A 15,808-nucleotide genomic window follows, 5' to 3' on the forward strand; every position below is an offset into this window, starting at 1 on the left:
GAGGATGACTACCGCATGAGCGAAACACCGCTGAAGCCCTACGCGCGTGACGACACCGGTCTTGCCGCGTTCTACAAGGAACTTTCCACGCAGGAGCGGCGGACCTTCTGGACGTGCTTCATCGGCTGGGGACTGGACGCACTGGATTTCATGATCTATCCGCTCGTGATCGGCACGATCATGACGCTATGGAGGGTCGATACGGGCGTGGCGGGTCTCGCCGTGACCGGCACGCTGCTGACGTCCGCCATTGGCGGCTGGCTCGCGGGCTACCTGGCCGACCGGATCGGACGGGTGAAGACATTGCAGATCACGGTGGCCTGGTTCTGTATCTTCAGCATCGCCTGCGCCTTCGTGCAGAACTTCGACCAGTTGATGATCGCCCGGGCGATCCTCGGCTTCGGTTTTGGAGGAGAGTGGGCTGCGGGCGCCGTGCTGATCGGCGAGACGATCCGTCCTTCGTTCCGGGGACGTGCGGTCGGTGTGGTGCAATCCGCATGGGCGGCAGGCTGGGGCGCGGCGGTTCTGCTGCAGGCGGTGATGTTCTCGCTCTTTCCCCCCGAAACCGCGTGGCGCGCAATGTTTGCTTTTGGCGTGCTGCCGGCACTGCTGCTTGTGTACGCGCGGCGTCACGTGCACGAGCCCGAGATCGCCGAGCGTGCGCGCAAGAAGCGTGCGCAAGACGGAGATGCGCCATCACTTTGGGAGATATTCCGTCCAGGCACGCTGAAGACGACCGTTCTCGGATCGGTCTTCATGATGGGTTGCCAGGGAGGTTACTACGCCATCTCGACCTGGATCCCGACTTTCCTCAAGACCGAACGGCATCTCACCGTCATCAACTCGACCGGGTACCTTGGACTTCTGATTACAGGAAGCTTCATCGGCTACCTTTTTGGCGCCTGGATGGCGGATCGGTTTGGACGCAAGAAGTTGTTCGTGTCGTTTTCGATCGTCGCAATCGTCGTGGTGCTGGCCTACACCCAGCTCACCATCAGCAATGAAGCCATCCGCTGGCTCGGCTTTCCGCTAGGTTTCTTTTCGAGCGGCTATCTGGCGGGCGTCGGCTCTTTTCTCTCCGAACTCTATCCGACCCGCCTGCGCGGTTCGGGCCAGGGATTCTGCTACAACTTCGGCCGGGGTATGGGCGCGCTTTTTCCCGCACTGGTAGGCGGGTTTTCGGTCCGCTTCGGACTCGCGACTGCGATCGCCATCTTCGCGGTGCTCGCCTACGCGCTTCTCCTCTTGAGCGCGGCGCTCCTGCCCGAAACCCGAGGCATTAAACTGGAGGATATTCGATGACCGCTTCCGACACACAAAAAGCCCCGTTCTGCCCGGGACCCGCACCGACCCAGACCCGGCCGTCGGCGTTCGAGATGCCTGCTGGCGTGGTCGATACGCATGCGCATGTGATCGGGGAGCCGCCTCGCCATCCGTGGATGCCGGACCGCGCCTACACGCCGCCGCCTGCCACGCCCGAGGCCTACCTGAAAATGCTCGACGACACCGGTTCGCAGTACGGGGTGCTGATTCAGGTGAGCGTGCATGGCCAGGACAACACGCTGATGCTCGACACCCTGCGCGCGAATCGCGAACGCCTGCGTGGGGTCGTCGTGCCGGCGCTCGGACTTTCCGATGGGCAATACCATGCAATGAAAGACGCCGGGGCGGTTGGCCTGCGTCTGAACGTGCTGTATGGCGGCGGAGGCACGAGCCTCGCGCAGCTCGCCGAGTACGATGCCCTTGCGCGTGACTGGGGCTGGCACATGCAGTTCCTGCTCGACGCGCGCGAGTTGCCGGCGCTTGCGCCGCAGTTCTCGACGTTGCGATCGACGATCGTCATCGACCACATGGGACATATGCCCACGGCCGAGGGCATCGAATCGAAAGGCTTCCAGCACTTGCTCGCGCTCGTTCGCGACGGTGCGTGGGTCAAGCTATCGGGTGCATACCGCATGAGTGCCGAGGAGCCTCCATACCGCGACACGATCGGCTACGCGCAGGCGCTGATCGACGCGGCGTCAGAACGCTGCGTATGGGGATCGGACTGGCCGCACGTCGCGACCTGGACCACGATGCCGACCGTTGCCCAACTGCTCGACACTCTGGCGCTGTGGGCGCCGGACCACGCCACGCGCACAGCCATACTTACCACCAACGCGCACAAGCTCTACGGCTTTCGCTAACCACTTGAAACCATGTCAGACAATTCTTCCACGGGTCTTCGCAAGGGCCTGACCAGCTACGGCGACAGCGGCTTCTCGCTCTTCCTGCGCAAGGCCTTCATCAAGGGTGCAGGCTACACCGACAGCGCACTCGACCGGCCGGTGGTCGGCATCGTCAACACGGGCAGCGCCTACAATCCGTGTCACGGCAACGCGCCGCAACTGATCGAGGCGGTCAAGCGCGGCGTGATGCTGGCCGGCGGCCTGCCGATGGATTTCCCCACCATCAGCATCCACGAGAGCTTCTCGTCGCCGACCAGCATGTACCTGCGCAACCTCATGTCCATGGATACCGAGGAAATGCTGCGCGCGCAGCCGATGGATGCGGTGGTCATGATCGGCGGCTGCGACAAGACCGTTCCGGCGCAGTTGATGGGCGCGGCCTCGGCAGGCTTGCCCGCCATCCAGCTGATCACCGGCTCGATGCTGACCGGTTCCCACCGCTCCGAACGCGTGGGGGCATGCACGGATTGCCGCCGCTACTGGGGCAAGTTCCGTGCGGAGGAGATCGATGAGCAGGAGATCGCGGACGTCAACAATCAGTTGGTGGCGAGCGTGGGAACATGTTCGGTGATGGGCACGGCGAGCACGATGGCGTGCATTGCGGAAGCGCTGGGCATGACGGTGCCGGGCGGTGCCACGCCGCCCGCCGTAACGGCCGATCGCATGCGTGTGGCCGAACAGAGCGGCGCGCAAGCTGTGCAGATGGCCCGTGAGCATCTGACGATCGACAAAATCCTGACGCCTGACGCTTTTCACAACGCGATGCGGGTGCTGCTGGCCATCGGCGGCTCGACTAACGGCATCATCCATCTGACTGCGATTGCGGGGCGCTGCGGACTCGAAGTGGATCTCAAAGCGCTCGACCGCATGGGCCGCGAGACACCCGTGCTGGTCGACCTGAAGCCGTCCGGACAGCACTACATGGAGGATTTCCACCACGCCGGCGGGATGGCCACGCTGCTGCGCGAACTCAAGCCGCTGCTCAAACTGGATGCGCTGACCGTCACGGGCCGCACGCTGGGTGAAGAAATAGAGCGTAGCGGGGCGGGCTTCGCGCAGGACGTCGTGAAATCGCGTGAGCGGCCGATCTATCCGCAAGGCGGCATTGCGGTGCTGGAGGGAAATCTGGCGCCGGGTGGGGCAATCATCAAGCAGTCGGCTGCCAATCCGGACCTGATGGAGCATGTGGGCCGCGCGGTCGTGTTCGAGAATGCCGACGACATGGCGCAGCGCATCGACAGCGATGACCTCGACGTCACCGCCGACGACATCCTGGTGCTCAAGAACATCGGGCCGAAAGGCGCGCCGGGCATGCCCGAGGCCGGCTACATTCCGATTCCGAAGAAGCTGGCGAAGGCCGGCGTGAAGGACATCGTGCGCATCTCGGACGGCCGCATGAGCGGCACCGCATTCGGCACGATCGTCCTGCACGTGACGCCGGAAGCTGCTATCGGCGGGCCGCTCGCGCACGTGCACAACGGCGACCGGATCCGCCTGAGCGTGGCGAATCGCGAGATCGCGCTGCTCGTCTCCGACGAGGAACTGGCACAGCGCGCACGCGACGAACCGGTCCGGGTACCCATAGCAGCGCGGGGCTACCGCAAGCTTTTCCTGGACACCGTGACACAGGCGGACAAGGGCGTCGATTTCGACTTTCTGCGGGCCGAGAACTTCACCGGATCGACGCCGTCCATGTAGTGATCCGGCGAGGGACCGCCACCTCGGTGGTAGCGGATGGCACGTGGAGGAACACACGTCATGAGCAGACACCCGCCTTGCGCGTCCAGCCGATCAGTTGAGGCTGCCACGCCGATAGTCCGAGTAATCAGAAAATGCGCTGAGTTACCGTGCCACGACGGGGAGCCGCTACCGCTCGAGTTGCGTGAGCGGCTGCTGCGCGAGTGCGAGCCACGCGGCAGGGCGTTTTCGTCTTCACTTCCCGGAGTATCAGATGGGGCAACCCAGGCGCCGTCCGCAAAACTTAATCCGGCATCCCCTTGCCGCGCGTCTCCGGCAAGAACCACGGCAATACGATACCGATCAGGTACACCGACCCGAGCGCCATTGCCGCCTGCGGCACACCGCCGAACGACTTGATCATGGTTCCCGCGACGATCGGAAACACCCACGCGATTAACCGCGCAGCGTTGAACACAAAGCTAATCGCGGTCGAGCGAACCGCCGACGTGAAGAGTTCGCACGGATAGATCGCCATCCACACGTAAGCGCATCCCAGCGTGAAGAATCCGTTGATCGGCGCGACTACCATCATCGCTTCGACACTCGTCGTCAGCTTGTAGGTGATGAACGTCGTGAGGAGCGCGCCGACAAACGTCAGCGACAGGAACGCGCGCCGGCCGATTGCGTCCACGAGAAAACCCGCTACCATGTATGCCGCGATCGCGCCCACTGTGTAGACAATGGATATCTTCGAGCCCCACGAGACCGCGTCGGGCAATCCTTCAGCCTTAGCGAGCGCTACGGTGAAGGTTGGCAGCCAGCTCGAAATCGCCCACCAGCCGACCGTCGTGATGATCGACAGCACCAGCAGCATCAGCGTGCGGACGAGCGCTTCACGTTCGCTGAACAACTGCTTCAGCGTGAAGGGCCGTTTGCCCGAAGCCTCACCGGCGGCCGTCTGGGTTGCGGGCGTCGTAGCCGTGGCGTTCCAGCGCTTCTCGCGAATCGCCCGCTGCCATTTTTCCGACTCGTTCACACCGCGCCGGATATAGAGCACGAAGAACGCCGGAATCGCTCCGAGCGCGAACATTAGTCGCCACGTCTCGGTACCGAGCGGATGCGTGGAGGCGAGTGCATACCATACGACAGCCGCGATCAACGTGCCCCAGCCGAAGCCCGATTGCAGAAAGCCTGCGCCTTTGGCGCGCGCCCGTTCCGGCCACGTCTCGGACAGGAGTGCAACACCCGTGCTCCACTCGCTGCCCATCGCCAGGCCCGTGAGGAAGCGCAGCGCGCAGAGCGTCCAGAAGGTCTCGGAGAACGCCGTGAAGCCCGAGAACAGCGCATAAAGGAACACGGACCACAGCATCATGCGTTTGCGGCCGACGTAGTCCGCGAGTATCCCGCCTACGAGGCCGCCGATACCCCATCCGAGCAGCGTGATACCGATCACGAGTCCCGCATAGATGGTGGTCGAAGCGGCCTGCGCCGGGCTCAGCACCGAGTGCAGCATCGGCATGAGCACGACGACGAGTGCGAGCGCTTCGTAGCCGTCGAAGATCCACCCGAGAAAACTTGCCCGCAGTACGCGCCAATGCGTCGGGGTGAGGCCGTCATACCACTTGGTTCGCGCACTGACGGCGATGTGGCCATGTTCCATGTCTGTCTCCTTGATATCGATCATTGTGATTTCTTCGCGTCGTTCGAATGCCGGATCTCATCGGCGAAAGGCGCTAGCGCTGCCCGAAGGACGCACCATCGAACACTCGCTTGGTACTTCGCGGCTCGCAACGCCAGTACTGCGGCGGCGCCTTGATCGTCGCGCCGAGTTCGGCTGCGGCGTGCCACGGCCAGCGCGGGTCCCACAGCACCGCGCGGGCGATAGCGATCAGGTCCGCATCCCCGCTTCTGATCACGCGGTCCGCTTCGTCTGGCGTGGTGATGAGGCCCACGGCGATGGTCCGGATACCGGTTGCTTCGCGCACGGCACGCGCGAACGGGACCTGGTACAGCGGCCCGACGGGAATTTTCTGGAGCGGCGAGACGCCGCCCGTCGATACATCGATCCAGTCGCAGCCGCGCGCCTTAAGGCGCTGAGCAAGCTCGATCGTCTCTTCGACATTCCAGCCGCCTTCGACCCAGTCGGTCGCGGACACACGCACGCCGAGCGGCTTGTCGGCGGGCCAGACTTCGCGCACGGCGTCGTAGATTTCGAGCGGAAAGCGCATGCGGTTCAGGATCGAGCCGCCATATTCATCGCTGCGCCGGTTGGAGACAGGCGAGAGGAACTGGTGCAGCAGATAGCCGTGCGCGAAGTGCAGTTCAATGGCGGCTAACCCCAGACGCGCGGCGCGGCGCGCGCTGGCCACGAACGCGTCGCGAATACGGTTCATGCCGGCGCGGTCGAGTTCCTGAGGCGGGGTCTCGTTGTCACCCTGCGCGATTGCCGACGGTCCAAACGCGCGCCATCCACCCTGTTCCGCCGGGATCAGGGAGCCCCCGCGCCACGGCGGTTCGCTCGATGCCTTGCGGCCGGCGTGGCAAAGCTGGATGCCGATCGGCATGTCGCTGAACTGGCGCACCTCGTCGAGCACGCGGGCGAGCGCATGTTCGTTCGCATCGGAATACAGACCGAGACAATACGGCGTGATCCGTCCCGCTGCTTCGACGGCGGTCGCTTCGAGCAGCATCAGGCTCGCGCCGCTCAGCGACAGGTTGCCGATATGCGTGCGATGCCACGCGCTTGCCGAGCCCTCGACCGCACTGTATTGGCACATCGGGCTGATCACGATGCGGTTGTCGAGCTTGAGCGAGCCGACTTCGAGGGGAGAGAAGAGTGTTTCGTTCATTTAGGCAGTCCATTGCTGGATCAAAAAGTCGCGCGTCCATACCACTGGCGTCCGCTGGTTGTTTCACTGACGGAATTGCGATGCAAAGCAGTCCCTTCGAAAGGCGTGCCTGCGGACAACTTGGTATTCACGCCGGGATTTCCTGGGGAGGGTATGCGACACGGACAAGGTCGTCGGCAACCCGTTAGAATCGCGAAACGCGATGTGTGAACGGCGTTTTTGTTTGGCCGTTCTCGTTCGACGCTTCTGTTTAGCCTCAAGGATGCTGACTCCGGGGCGATTTTAGAACTTCTCAATGTTCAACGCAGACATCGCCAAAAGTGATGGGTGCCACTAGACGAATACGGGAAAACCCGTACAAAACTCGATCATGAGACACGCTGATGCGCGTTGCAACGGACCGTCCGGTGCGCTTCGACATGGAATCGTTGCGGATGTTTGTGGCGGTGATCGAGGAGGGAAGCATCGCCGCGGCGTCGGCGCGCACACATCTAGTAGCGTCCGCGGTAAGCAAGCGCGTGTCCGAACTGGAAAGCGACGCGGGGACGCCGCTTCTCTATCGACATAGCCGGGGCGTGCAGGCGACGCCCGCAGGCGAAGCGCTGTACCACCATGCAAAGCGGCTCGTCGAACACCTGCAGCAGATTTCGGACGAGCTGTCCGAATACGCGGAAGGCGTACGTGGCCACGCGCGCATCTACGTGAACTTCACCGCGATGGTCCAGTACCTGCCGGAGGCGCTGCACTCGTTTTTGCGGGCGAACCCGGAAGTGCGGATCGACATGGTCGAGAAGACCAGCGACCAGGTGGTGCACGCCATCGCGACCGGCGTCGCCGACCTCGGCATTTGTTCGGCAGCACGCGGCTCGCTGGCCGGCCTCGAAGTGCGACCTTATCGCACGGACAAGCTGGTCGTGCTCGTGCCGGCGGACCATCGCCTCGCCGAGCGCACGAGCGTCCGTTTCGACGAAACGCTGGATGACGACGTGGTCAGCATGCCGCACGGAACGTCGATTCACAAACTGTGCACCGAGGCCGCCGAGCGCAGCGGCAGACGGCTTCGAGTGCGTATTGAAGTGACGAGTTTCGAGGGCGTTCGCAACATGGTCGCAGCAGGACTGGGCATTGGCGTGCTGCCGGAGGGCAGCGTCATCCCGTATTCACACTCGGCGCGGTTCCGCGTGGTCGAGTTGGACGAACCGTGGAGCCTGCGGCCGCTGCAGATTGCCCACGATCAACATCGTCTCAACATCCACCGCCGCCTGCGCGTTGTAGCCTTGCTCGAAGCCGCCACTGGACACCGGCGTGATGCGCGACTCTTCGTCCGTCAGGTTGATCTGGTCGCGTTCCCTGGCACCGCCTTGCGGCGGCTTTGGATCCTTGCCACGCGGCTTCTTGCCGTCTTTGCGCTGCGCCTCGCGACGCGCCACCTTGGCTTCATACTCCTGCTGTTCCTGCTCGAACCGTTCCTGTGCCCGCGCCTCGATCTTCGCCTTCGCTTCGGCCAACGCCTTGAGCCGCGCTTCGCGTCGCGCGATCTCCGCCGGCACATCCATCCCGTCCGGCACACCGTTGCGGTCCGCGTTCTCGGCCATCTCCATCAACTGCTGCACTTCTTCGTGCAACTGCGCTTCGATCCGGCCGATGTGCCCGTACGACAGCGCGCGATGCTTGCTTGCGTTCGCCTTCACCTTGGTGCCGTCCAGCGCAATCCGGCCCAGCTTGACCAGCTTCATCTCTTGCGCGACCAGCAGCACCTGCACGAACAGCTTCTCGATCTGGCTCGCAAACCGCTTGCGGAAGGTGGCCAGCGTGTCATGGTCTGGATGCGTGTTTGCCGCAATGTAGCGGAATGCCACCGAGTCATAGGTCGCTCGCTCGAGCTTGCGGCTCGAGAACACGCCCGTCGCATACCCCGTACACCAGCAAACCCAGCAGCACCTCGGGGTGATGCGCCGCCATGCCTCGTCCTGCATACGCCCCGCTCAGCTCCGAGAGGTCCAGCTGCGCGATGACTTCCACCACTAACCGCGCCAGGTGGTCGTCCGGCAACCAGTCCTCCACCGACGGTGGCAACAGATAACCGGTCTGACGATCAACGGGCACGAAGCGACTCATCTATGGGCTCTCTCAGCGAACTCGCTGATTCATTAACGAACAACGTGCTCGCCCGGATGACCACCTTCAGCGCAAACTTCGACAATCTCCTAGTCTTGCCCTTTCCGAATCTGATGAAACTGACTAGGAGCTTTCAACGCCAACGGCCATGTCGCGCCCAAGTAGGTAAACGCAGCAGTCAGGAGCGTCGCTGCCTACAGCGACGCGCTACCCTCGAAATCCGCCCGCGAATCCGGCACCTGGCCGCCGCCGGTCCTGTCGATCTTGACGAGATAGGCGAACGGTTTGCTCTGAAGCGGTGGATTCAGCGAAGGGAAGCGCCAGAAAAACAATCCGCGTCTGCGAACGTGGCCCGCTTTCAAATCGCCGAACAGGTCGGGAAAGTCTACGACCTGAGGCGGCGGCGCGGTCGAGAATAGCGCCGTTGCGACCGCATCTGCGTTTCGCAGAATGGCGAGGCCGTACGAGGCGGCGGGCGGCGGCATCACCGGCCTGTCTACGATGCCCACATCCAGTTCGATTTCGCCGGCGTCCGATGCAACTCGGACCTGCAGCCGGTCCCCTGGCGACAAGCGCGCGGGCGATTCGCTCAGCGACGTCGACTGGTCGCGTAATTCGCGCAGGTTTTGAATCGGGATGGGATAGGCGCCGCTCCGAGAACCTTGTACTTGTTGATGGCGCTGCGCGTGCCCGCGATACCGAGGTCGCGCCGGGCGCTGCCGTCGGCGGGAGATACCTTCACGTTGAGTTTCCAGTAGCCATCGGGCGGCGTTCCGTCGCCTTTCCAAAACGCGAAGTAGATCGTCGCGCCAAGGTCGTAATCTGCACGATCGACGGCCAGCACGTGAGCCTCGTTTCCGATATACGTCCGGCTAGACAACGTCGGGCTGCCCAGCTCGCGGTCGTACGCCGGATCGGCGAAACACAGTGTGAAGGGCAGGAGCGGAAGCCAGCGCTGTCGCTGTGGAATGCTCGTGAGATCGAAGACCAGTGTCGCGGGAGGACCGGCGACCAGATCGTCGAACACGGCGCTCATGTTGTCGCTGGCGAGACCTTGTGAAACCCGCTTGTATGCTTCCACAGTCCGGCGGCCGAACTTGCCGACGAATTCAGTACACGTTCTGGCTCCTTCGCGATCTATTAGAACATCGAGAAATGGGCTTGTGGAGTGCACACTCGCGTTAAATATTTCTTCGATGGAACTGTAGTATGCGGCTGGAGAATTCGCCCTGCGGCCGAGATAACGGAGTATTAGACTGTGAGCTCGAAAAACATCTGCAACGCGGGGATCTTCGGCTCGTGCATAATGAATAACCAAGTCCCTTGCAAAGAATGCGAGTATCGAGAGATAGGCTGCACCATTCGGAAGACTTCGATTATAGTGACAAAGCTCAGTCAGGATCGCCGCATCATCTTCTGCGGATAAAGCCCATTTATGATTATGTGCACTTACATGCCCAGGTCCAAAATTTGTACAGGCAACAATCGGCCATATATTACCGGACGCGGCCACGCGAGCAGAACCGCAAGCCTTACAGCCGCTTTGACGCCAAATACGCACCTTCTCAACGCCACGGCGTCCGCAATCCCTACAGCGGCGGTGATTCTTATAAATGAACCGAGTTACCTCAAAATCGTCACCCAACTACTTGACTATTGAGAGTGAGGAAATGGCCTCCGCCTGACTCCAGTCGAATCTTTTCGGCTTAAAGCCCAATACTTTGAATGCGCTCGACGGCTCGACTCGTAAGAGGCAATTGTCCGATTTTCCGGTAATGTAAAGTTGTCCGTTGCTCGACAAAGCCTTTAATAAGCACCTCGACCGATAAGGGAAAGGAAGAATGGTAGGTGCTAAAAGATTCTCGTCGTACATCCAGAGCGAAGGATCTTCCGCGCCCAGTGCACTTTCATCGTTTGGCGGCGAAACTTCTGCATTCAACTGAGGGACATTCACTTTACCTCCTCGTCATAGCGAGAATGCATTGTCAGCCCAGGCCGGTATGTGTGTTTTAGCTGTTTTGCTATTCCTGGGCGACCTAGCTAATTACTGGCTAACTAAGCCAACATCCGCAATGTTATACCTTTGAAAGCCGCAGTATAGGCCCCGGATTGTGATTCCACCTTGTCACCGAGAGGTGCGTTGCGTGTCATGGCTGCGCGCCCACCGTTCCTGCGAACGCCGTCGACTTCATTGTAACGATTACGCGTCTCTTGGCGAGAGCGGCGCAGCGCACACTGATCAGTTACGGTGGACCGCTCTGCGATGGAGGCGTATGACCGCTGTTTCGCAGAATCCAAATGCAGTGGCATTCATCCGTTGATCGGCTGCTTCGGGTGTCGATCACGGAAGTTCGGCGCCTGTCGGCTGTCGTGGCTTGCAGCGCTGATCTGGTACTTCCGGGTTCGGCCAACAAGGGACACTCATTCGACGTGTTGCGCGACGGTCAACCGGCGGCAGTACCGCCATGAACGGACATTCAGCAAGATTGCCAATCGGGGGTCGCACAGCTTGTGTGCCGCGAGATGTTCAGTGGGCAATCCAGTGGCACAGAAACCGGCCGCAGAGTGCCCAGATAGCCAATATTGTGGCAAGACCCAGCATGCTTCTTGGTTTCACCGGATTGGCAGCCAGCCAGCCTTCGGCCTTTCGGCGATTGTCTTCGATCACTGTCTCGGTCGCTCGATATTTGCCGCGCGCGCGTTCATGCGATCTTTGTTCACTTGGGGCTTCCAGCCGCCAAGCAAATAGGGATGCTTCCTTCATAACTAGGCGGCCCGCCGCACTTATCAGCGGCGTGGCTCCCTTCCAGGCAGGTGTCTTCCCTGCCCGTTGAAGTCCGCATCACCGCTTCGTCAACGATGCCAAAGGCATCCCGCTCGCCACGATCCCGATAGGCGCGAACGTCGACGACGTCAGGCAATCAGCGCCGCCGATCAACGCGATCCCACCGATTCGCGGATTTCGCGGCCATGCACTGCAATGCCCGCGCGTGATCCACCCCGATCTCGGCTGCAACTCCGAGCGGCATCGTCGGCCGTTGCGCAATCGCGGGATCGAGCCGCCACTCATCGCCTGTCCGTCGTCGAATGTTGCTATCCAGACAACACGGTGTACACGTTCGCGATGCTACTGGCGGTCGCCACATCTAACTACAATCCGTCACACGCTCGGTCGAAATGCGAGCAAAACGAAGCGCGAGACATGCGTGTTCGTGCTCGTGAACCGCGCCGCGCAGTGCGGCTTACTCCACTAAATTGACAGGACTATCGAAGATGAGCGCAACAACCCGCAATGTGCAGCCCGTTACCGCCAAAATTGGCAAAGAAGGTTCAGGTGAACTCGTACCTTCTCGCTACGCCGTGCGTGTGGGTGACGTCGACGTCGTGCTGATCAGCGATGGCGTCCTGCCGCTGCCGACTTCCACCATGTCCACCAACGTGAGCGAATCAGACCGCAACGAATGGTTCGATGGTCGTTTTTTGCAACGCGACATGTTCGATTGGGCGTTGAATATTGCGCTCGTGCGCAGCGGCGAACGCCTAATCCTGATCGACTCGGGCGTAGGCGACGGTTTCGAATACTTCTCGCGCGCCGGTCAGTCGGTGATGCGCTTGGAATCGGCTGGCATTGACTTGACTGCGATCACCGATATCGTTGTTACGCATATGCACATGGATCACGTCGGCGGGCTGAACGTCGATGGCGTCAAGGCCAGGCTGCGTCCGGACGTGCGCATTCATGTGTCGGCCGCAGAAGTGGAGTTCTGGAAAAATCCAGACTTCAGCAAGACGGTGATGCCGGAAACGGTTCCTCCCGCGCTCCGCGAGGCTGCTGCAAAGTTCGTGAAACTCTACAGCGAAAACATCGTGCAGTTCGATCAGAGCGTGGAAGTCGCAGAGGGCGTGTCGGCGCGCGTGACCGGTGGCCACACGCCGGGGCACTGCGTAGTGGACGTCGCATCAAACGGGGAGAAGCTGACGTTCGTAGGCGACGCGATTTTCGAAGTCAACTTCGACAATCCCGATTGGCAAAATGGGTTCGAGCACGATCCTGAAGCGGCTGTGGACGTGCGCATCGCGCTGTTCAACGAAGCCGCTGAAACAGGCGCGCTGCTGGCCGCAGCGCATGTCGCGTTTCCCTCCATCGGCCACGTTGCAAAGAACGGAGAGGGCTTCCGTTTCGTGCCGGTGCAGTGGGACTACTGATTGATGCTCGACTATCAGCGGTTCGTGAATGCTGACCGCAGCGAACTTCGGCTATTCGTCATAGCGTGACGGTGGCGGAAGGCTGCGAGTTGCTCGCGGCCACGCACCTTCCGTTCCCTCCGGTCGGCTCGAGCAGCGCGAGGTGGCGCCAGGGACGGTTGTCTCGCGCCCTGGCGGCCATAGCCCTGGACACAGCGTAGTCCAGGTCGCCTCCGACGACGATCGACTGACGTTCCCGGCGACGCCGTGTTCCCCGTTGGCTTCGAGCACGCCGACCGGCACAACGGGTTCGAACACGACCCTGACGAGGCTATAGGCGTTCGGGTCGATCTCTTGCGTGAATCGCGGCCAGTTCGGAAACGAACAGGTGTACGGCGGATTTGGCTGTCACGGCGAAAACGTGTCCCCACACATCTCATGGTCGCATGTTCCGGCCGGAACGAAGAGCATCGTCATCACGATCCATGACCCCGATGCGCCCACAGGCGGTCTGGGCTGGACGCACTGGCAAGTGGCAAACATTCAGCCGTCGCAAACATCGATTGGGAAGGGCGCGTCGGGCAATGCCCGACTGCTGCCAATAGGTGCCATCGAGACGCTGACCGATTTCGGCGCCTCGGCTTATGGCGGACCGTGCCCGCCGCAAGGCGAATCCCATCGATACATCGTGACGGCTTCGGCTCTGGCGGTGCCCAACCTCGATGTCGACGCGGGGTCCAGTCCGGCGCTCGTCGCCTATCAGATGCACGGGAAAGTCATCGGCCAGGCGCGGTACGTGGCGCGCTATCACCGTTCGGCGGAGTGAGCGGCGAATCGGCGCGAAGTCGCTTTGCGACCTCCCTCCAGCGCCAGCGTTTGTCATTTATTCACGTTCCTAAAAGCGCCTCGTTCATAGAACCATATCGAGGAGCGAAGAACATGTAAATGATAAAAACGCCGTCACCACTCGGATACGGTCTTGCTAATTACACTGTCAAAAAACTGCTCACAAAAACTCAAGTGCTTGCAGCGCCAGGAATGCGTGGTAGGCGGGTTCACGCGAACCGCGGGCGCCAAGTCGGGAATCAGGTCGCTGATGATCGGTATCCACGAGCGCGATGGCTCTCTGCGGTATGCCGGCACCGTCAAAGCGGAGTTGCGGCCACGGCGGTTGACGGACCTGGAGAAAAAGACATCGGAACTTGTACAAACAGATCCGCAGTTCTACAATCCGCCTCCGCGCGAGCGCGGGCGAGACTTTTATTGGCTTGAACCGGAACTGGTCGTAGAAGCGTCGTTCCTCGAATGGACGCCCGCCGGCGAGGCCGGCACCTTGTGTTTCAAGGGATGCGCGCGGATAAGCCCGCCTCCGCGATCACCGAGGAACCCGTCGTCAACGTCGACGAGCCGGAGAGCCAGCCACAGTGCGATAGCACGACCCGCGCGAAGCCGGGGCGGAGCGGAACGTTGGTTGTCGCTGGGGTGAAAGTGTCGAACGCCGAGCGGACCATCGACAAGGTGACGGGTACGCGGAAAATTGATCTGGTGCGCTACTACGACGAGATCGCCGAATTCTCGCTTCCATATCTGAGAGATTGGCCTGTGTCGCTTGTGCGTGGGCCGTCCGGAATCCAAGGCGAACTGTTCTTTCAGAAGCATGAAGAGCGCTCCGCGATACCCGGCATCACACGATTACCTACAGACCTACACCCACGACATCCACCTTTGCTCGTTGTGGTCACACACGAGGCTCGTTGTCGTGGCAGATGATGGCGGATGCGGCAACGCTGGCAGAGGTCTTGCTCGACGAAATTGGCCTAAAGAGTTTCATCAAGACGAGCGGCGGCAAGGGCTATCACATCGGTGTGCCACTCACCCGCCGGCAGGGGTGGACGGAGGTGAAGTCGTTTTTCGCAAGCCGTGGCCCGGCGCATGGCGAAGCTGATGCCCGAACGCTTCTCATCGGTGCTGGGCCCCGAAAATCGTGTCGGCAAAATCTTCATCGATTATCTGTGAAACAGCAAGGGCTTGAGCACCGTCGCGGTGTTTTCGGCACGCGCCCGCGCTGGAATGGGAGTATCGATGCCAATCGCGTGGGACGAATTGACTGACGCGCGTGCCGCCGACCAATGGACGATCAAGAATGCTGCGCAGCGCATCGACTCGCTGCGTTCTAGCCCTTGGGAAGGCTACCACCGGACGCGACAGGGAATCACGGCCGCCATGCGCCGCGCAGTTGGATTGAAGTGAACATCTGCAAAGCTCTTCATAACGGCGGCAACCGTCCACCTACGGACGTTGGCTCACGCATTCACGCGGACGTTCGAACGTCGGCTCCGTCCAGACAACGGCCCCCATGAGCCTGCCCGAGTTAGAAGAAAATGGGGCGCCCCGGCGATCCTGATGCGTTCATCAGAATCACGGGTGGCCAGGACGCCCTCCGGCGTTGCGGGGCGGCGGCCCTGCGACGCAACCGCGACTTCTAGCCCCGCGGAGAAATCATCACTTCAGTTGCGGCCACTGCGGCATCTGCAGCATGGCATCGATCGTCAACACATCCAAAGACAAATAGCCAAATCCAACAAACCACTTGTTGATGTATTTGCTCCCAGACTTGTTGGCGTGTGAGGGGGAGACGCTGGGCGGTTAAAGCCTGCGCCGCCGACTTGCAGCCCCCTTGGTGCCCCAGAAAGGTCGATGCGCCTAGGCGAGCGCTACCGCTGCCGATCAGAGCGTTTCCGCCAGACC

The 15,808-nt window shown here is 61.4% G+C and carries 13 protein-coding genes and 4 pseudogenes; 11 read left to right on the forward strand and 6 right to left on the reverse strand.

From position 1 onward, the window contains the following. Window positions 1–15 precede the first annotated feature (15 nt). Genes BG61_RS32990 through BG61_RS33000 form a run of 3 tightly spaced genes read left to right on the forward strand, consistent with a single transcriptional unit; the run spans window position 16 to window position 3,926 of the window. Window positions 16–1,302, forward strand: coding sequence for an MFS transporter (locus tag BG61_RS32990; protein ID WP_035938247.1), 1,287 nt, complete (start codon window positions 16–18; stop codon window positions 1,300–1,302). Further along, a complete protein-coding gene (locus BG61_RS32995; protein WP_035938245.1) occupies window positions 1,299–2,186 on the forward strand; it encodes an amidohydrolase family protein in 888 nt (295 codons plus the stop codon). The genes BG61_RS32990 and BG61_RS32995 overlap by 4 nt, the downstream gene beginning before the upstream one ends. A gap of 12 nt (window positions 2,187–2,198) precedes the next feature. Further along, window positions 2,199–3,926: an IlvD/Edd family dehydratase gene (locus BG61_RS33000; RefSeq protein ID WP_035938243.1), complete on the forward strand. Its 1,728-nt coding sequence runs from the start codon at window positions 2,199–2,201 to the stop codon at window positions 3,924–3,926. Between the two features lie 283 nt (window positions 3,927–4,209). Here BG61_RS33000 and BG61_RS33005 read toward each other — a convergent pair whose 3' ends face one another. Further along, on the reverse strand, window positions 4,210–5,568 hold the full coding sequence (locus tag BG61_RS33005; RefSeq protein WP_035938263.1) for an MFS transporter: 1,359 nt from the start codon (window positions 5,566–5,568) through the stop codon (window positions 4,210–4,212). A gap of 73 nt (window positions 5,569–5,641) precedes the next feature. Then, window positions 5,642–6,757: an NADH:flavin oxidoreductase/NADH oxidase gene (locus BG61_RS33010; RefSeq protein WP_035938242.1), complete on the reverse strand. Its 1,116-nt coding sequence runs from the start codon at window positions 6,755–6,757 to the stop codon at window positions 5,642–5,644. Between the two features lie 434 nt (window positions 6,758–7,191). Between BG61_RS33010 and BG61_RS41495 the strand changes: the two are divergent. Continuing rightward, window positions 7,192–7,956 (forward strand): annotated as a pseudogene (locus BG61_RS41495) (LysR family transcriptional regulator); the annotation flags it as partial. A gap of 30 nt (window positions 7,957–7,986) precedes the next feature. Here BG61_RS41495 and BG61_RS33020 read toward each other — a convergent pair. The 4 genes and pseudogenes from BG61_RS33020 to BG61_RS42365 form a co-directional block, all read right to left on the reverse strand. Further along, window positions 7,987–8,875: pseudogene (locus BG61_RS33020) on the reverse strand (transposase); the annotation flags it as partial. A 194-nt stretch (window positions 8,876–9,069) separates the two neighbouring features. Then, window positions 9,070–9,360 (reverse strand): hypothetical protein, encoded by a 291-nt coding sequence (locus BG61_RS33025; protein WP_152565258.1) that lies wholly within the window; start codon window positions 9,358–9,360, stop codon window positions 9,070–9,072. Window positions 9,361–9,464: 104 nt separating this feature from the next. Continuing rightward, on the reverse strand, window positions 9,465–9,911 hold the full coding sequence (locus BG61_RS33030; protein ID WP_035938236.1) for a hypothetical protein: 447 nt from the start codon (window positions 9,909–9,911) through the stop codon (window positions 9,465–9,467). Window positions 9,912–11,402: 1,491 nt separating this feature from the next. Then, window positions 11,403–11,639 (reverse strand): hypothetical protein, encoded by a 237-nt coding sequence (locus BG61_RS42365; protein ID WP_152565259.1) that lies wholly within the window; start codon window positions 11,637–11,639, stop codon window positions 11,403–11,405. Between the two features lie 79 nt (window positions 11,640–11,718). On the opposite strand from BG61_RS42365, the pseudogene BG61_RS44305 reads away from it, so the two are divergent. From BG61_RS44305 to ligD (BG61_RS45090), 7 genes and pseudogenes are all read left to right on the forward strand, one after another. Then, window positions 11,719–11,937 (forward strand): annotated as a pseudogene (locus tag BG61_RS44305) (IS5/IS1182 family transposase); the annotation flags it as partial. 211 nt (window positions 11,938–12,148) lie between these two features. After that, window positions 12,149–13,081, forward strand: a complete 933-nt coding sequence (locus tag BG61_RS33035; protein WP_035938235.1) for an MBL fold metallo-hydrolase — start codon at window positions 12,149–12,151, stop codon at window positions 13,079–13,081. A gap of 337 nt (window positions 13,082–13,418) precedes the next feature. After that, window positions 13,419–13,886 (forward strand): annotated as a pseudogene (locus tag BG61_RS33040) (YbhB/YbcL family Raf kinase inhibitor-like protein); the annotation flags it as partial. A gap of 270 nt (window positions 13,887–14,156) precedes the next feature. Next, window positions 14,157–14,546: an ATP dependent DNA ligase gene (locus BG61_RS44315; RefSeq protein WP_232256404.1), complete on the forward strand. Its 390-nt coding sequence runs from the start codon at window positions 14,157–14,159 to the stop codon at window positions 14,544–14,546. A gap of 59 nt (window positions 14,547–14,605) precedes the next feature. Next, window positions 14,606–14,830, forward strand: coding sequence for a non-homologous end-joining DNA ligase LigD (gene ligD / locus BG61_RS44865; RefSeq protein WP_325099865.1), 225 nt, complete (start codon window positions 14,606–14,608; stop codon window positions 14,828–14,830). After that, window positions 14,815–15,171, forward strand: coding sequence for a non-homologous end-joining DNA ligase LigD (gene ligD, locus BG61_RS45085; RefSeq protein ID WP_232256400.1), 357 nt, complete (start codon window positions 14,815–14,817; stop codon window positions 15,169–15,171). The genes ligD (BG61_RS44865) and ligD (BG61_RS45085) overlap by 16 nt, the downstream gene beginning before the upstream one ends. Further along, window positions 15,131–15,310 (forward strand): non-homologous end-joining DNA ligase LigD, encoded by a 180-nt coding sequence (gene ligD, locus BG61_RS45090; protein WP_420912409.1) that lies wholly within the window; start codon window positions 15,131–15,133, stop codon window positions 15,308–15,310. Before ligD (BG61_RS45085) ends, ligD (BG61_RS45090) begins: the two co-directional genes overlap by 41 nt. Window positions 15,311–15,808 lie beyond the last annotated feature (498 nt).

The organism is Caballeronia glathei (genome assembly GCF_000698595.1).
GTDB lineage: Bacteria > Pseudomonadota > Gammaproteobacteria > Burkholderiales > Burkholderiaceae > Caballeronia > Caballeronia glathei.

Bases quoted from the DNA above. Each gene is read 5' to 3' on its own strand.
- BG61_RS32990 (WP_035938247.1), top strand. From the start codon at position 16: ATGAGCGAAACACCGCTGAAGCCCTACGCGCGTGACGACACCGGTCTT.
- BG61_RS32995 (WP_035938245.1), top strand. From the start codon at position 1,299: ATGACCGCTTCCGACACACAAAAAGCCCCGTTCTGCCCGGGACCCGCA.
- BG61_RS33000 (WP_035938243.1), top strand. From the start codon at position 2,199: ATGTCAGACAATTCTTCCACGGGTCTTCGCAAGGGCCTGACCAGCTAC.
- BG61_RS33005 (WP_035938263.1), bottom strand. From the start codon at position 5,568: ATGGAACATGGCCACATCGCCGTCAGTGCGCGAACCAAGTGGTATGAC.
- BG61_RS33010 (WP_035938242.1), bottom strand. From the start codon at position 6,757: ATGAACGAAACACTCTTCTCTCCCCTCGAAGTCGGCTCGCTCAAGCTC.
- BG61_RS33025 (WP_152565258.1), bottom strand. From the start codon at position 9,360: ATGCCGCCGCCCGCCGCCTCGTACGGCCTCGCCATTCTGCGAAACGCA.
- BG61_RS33030 (WP_035938236.1), bottom strand. From the start codon at position 9,911: ATGAGCGCCGTGTTCGACGATCTGGTCGCCGGTCCTCCCGCGACACTG.
- BG61_RS42365 (WP_152565259.1), bottom strand. From the start codon at position 11,639: ATGAAGGAAGCATCCCTATTTGCTTGGCGGCTGGAAGCCCCAAGTGAA.
- BG61_RS33035 (WP_035938235.1), top strand. From the start codon at position 12,149: ATGAGCGCAACAACCCGCAATGTGCAGCCCGTTACCGCCAAAATTGGC.
- BG61_RS44315 (WP_232256404.1), top strand. From the start codon at position 14,157: ATGATCGGTATCCACGAGCGCGATGGCTCTCTGCGGTATGCCGGCACC.
- ligD (WP_420912409.1), top strand. From the start codon at position 15,131: ATGGGAGTATCGATGCCAATCGCGTGGGACGAATTGACTGACGCGCGT.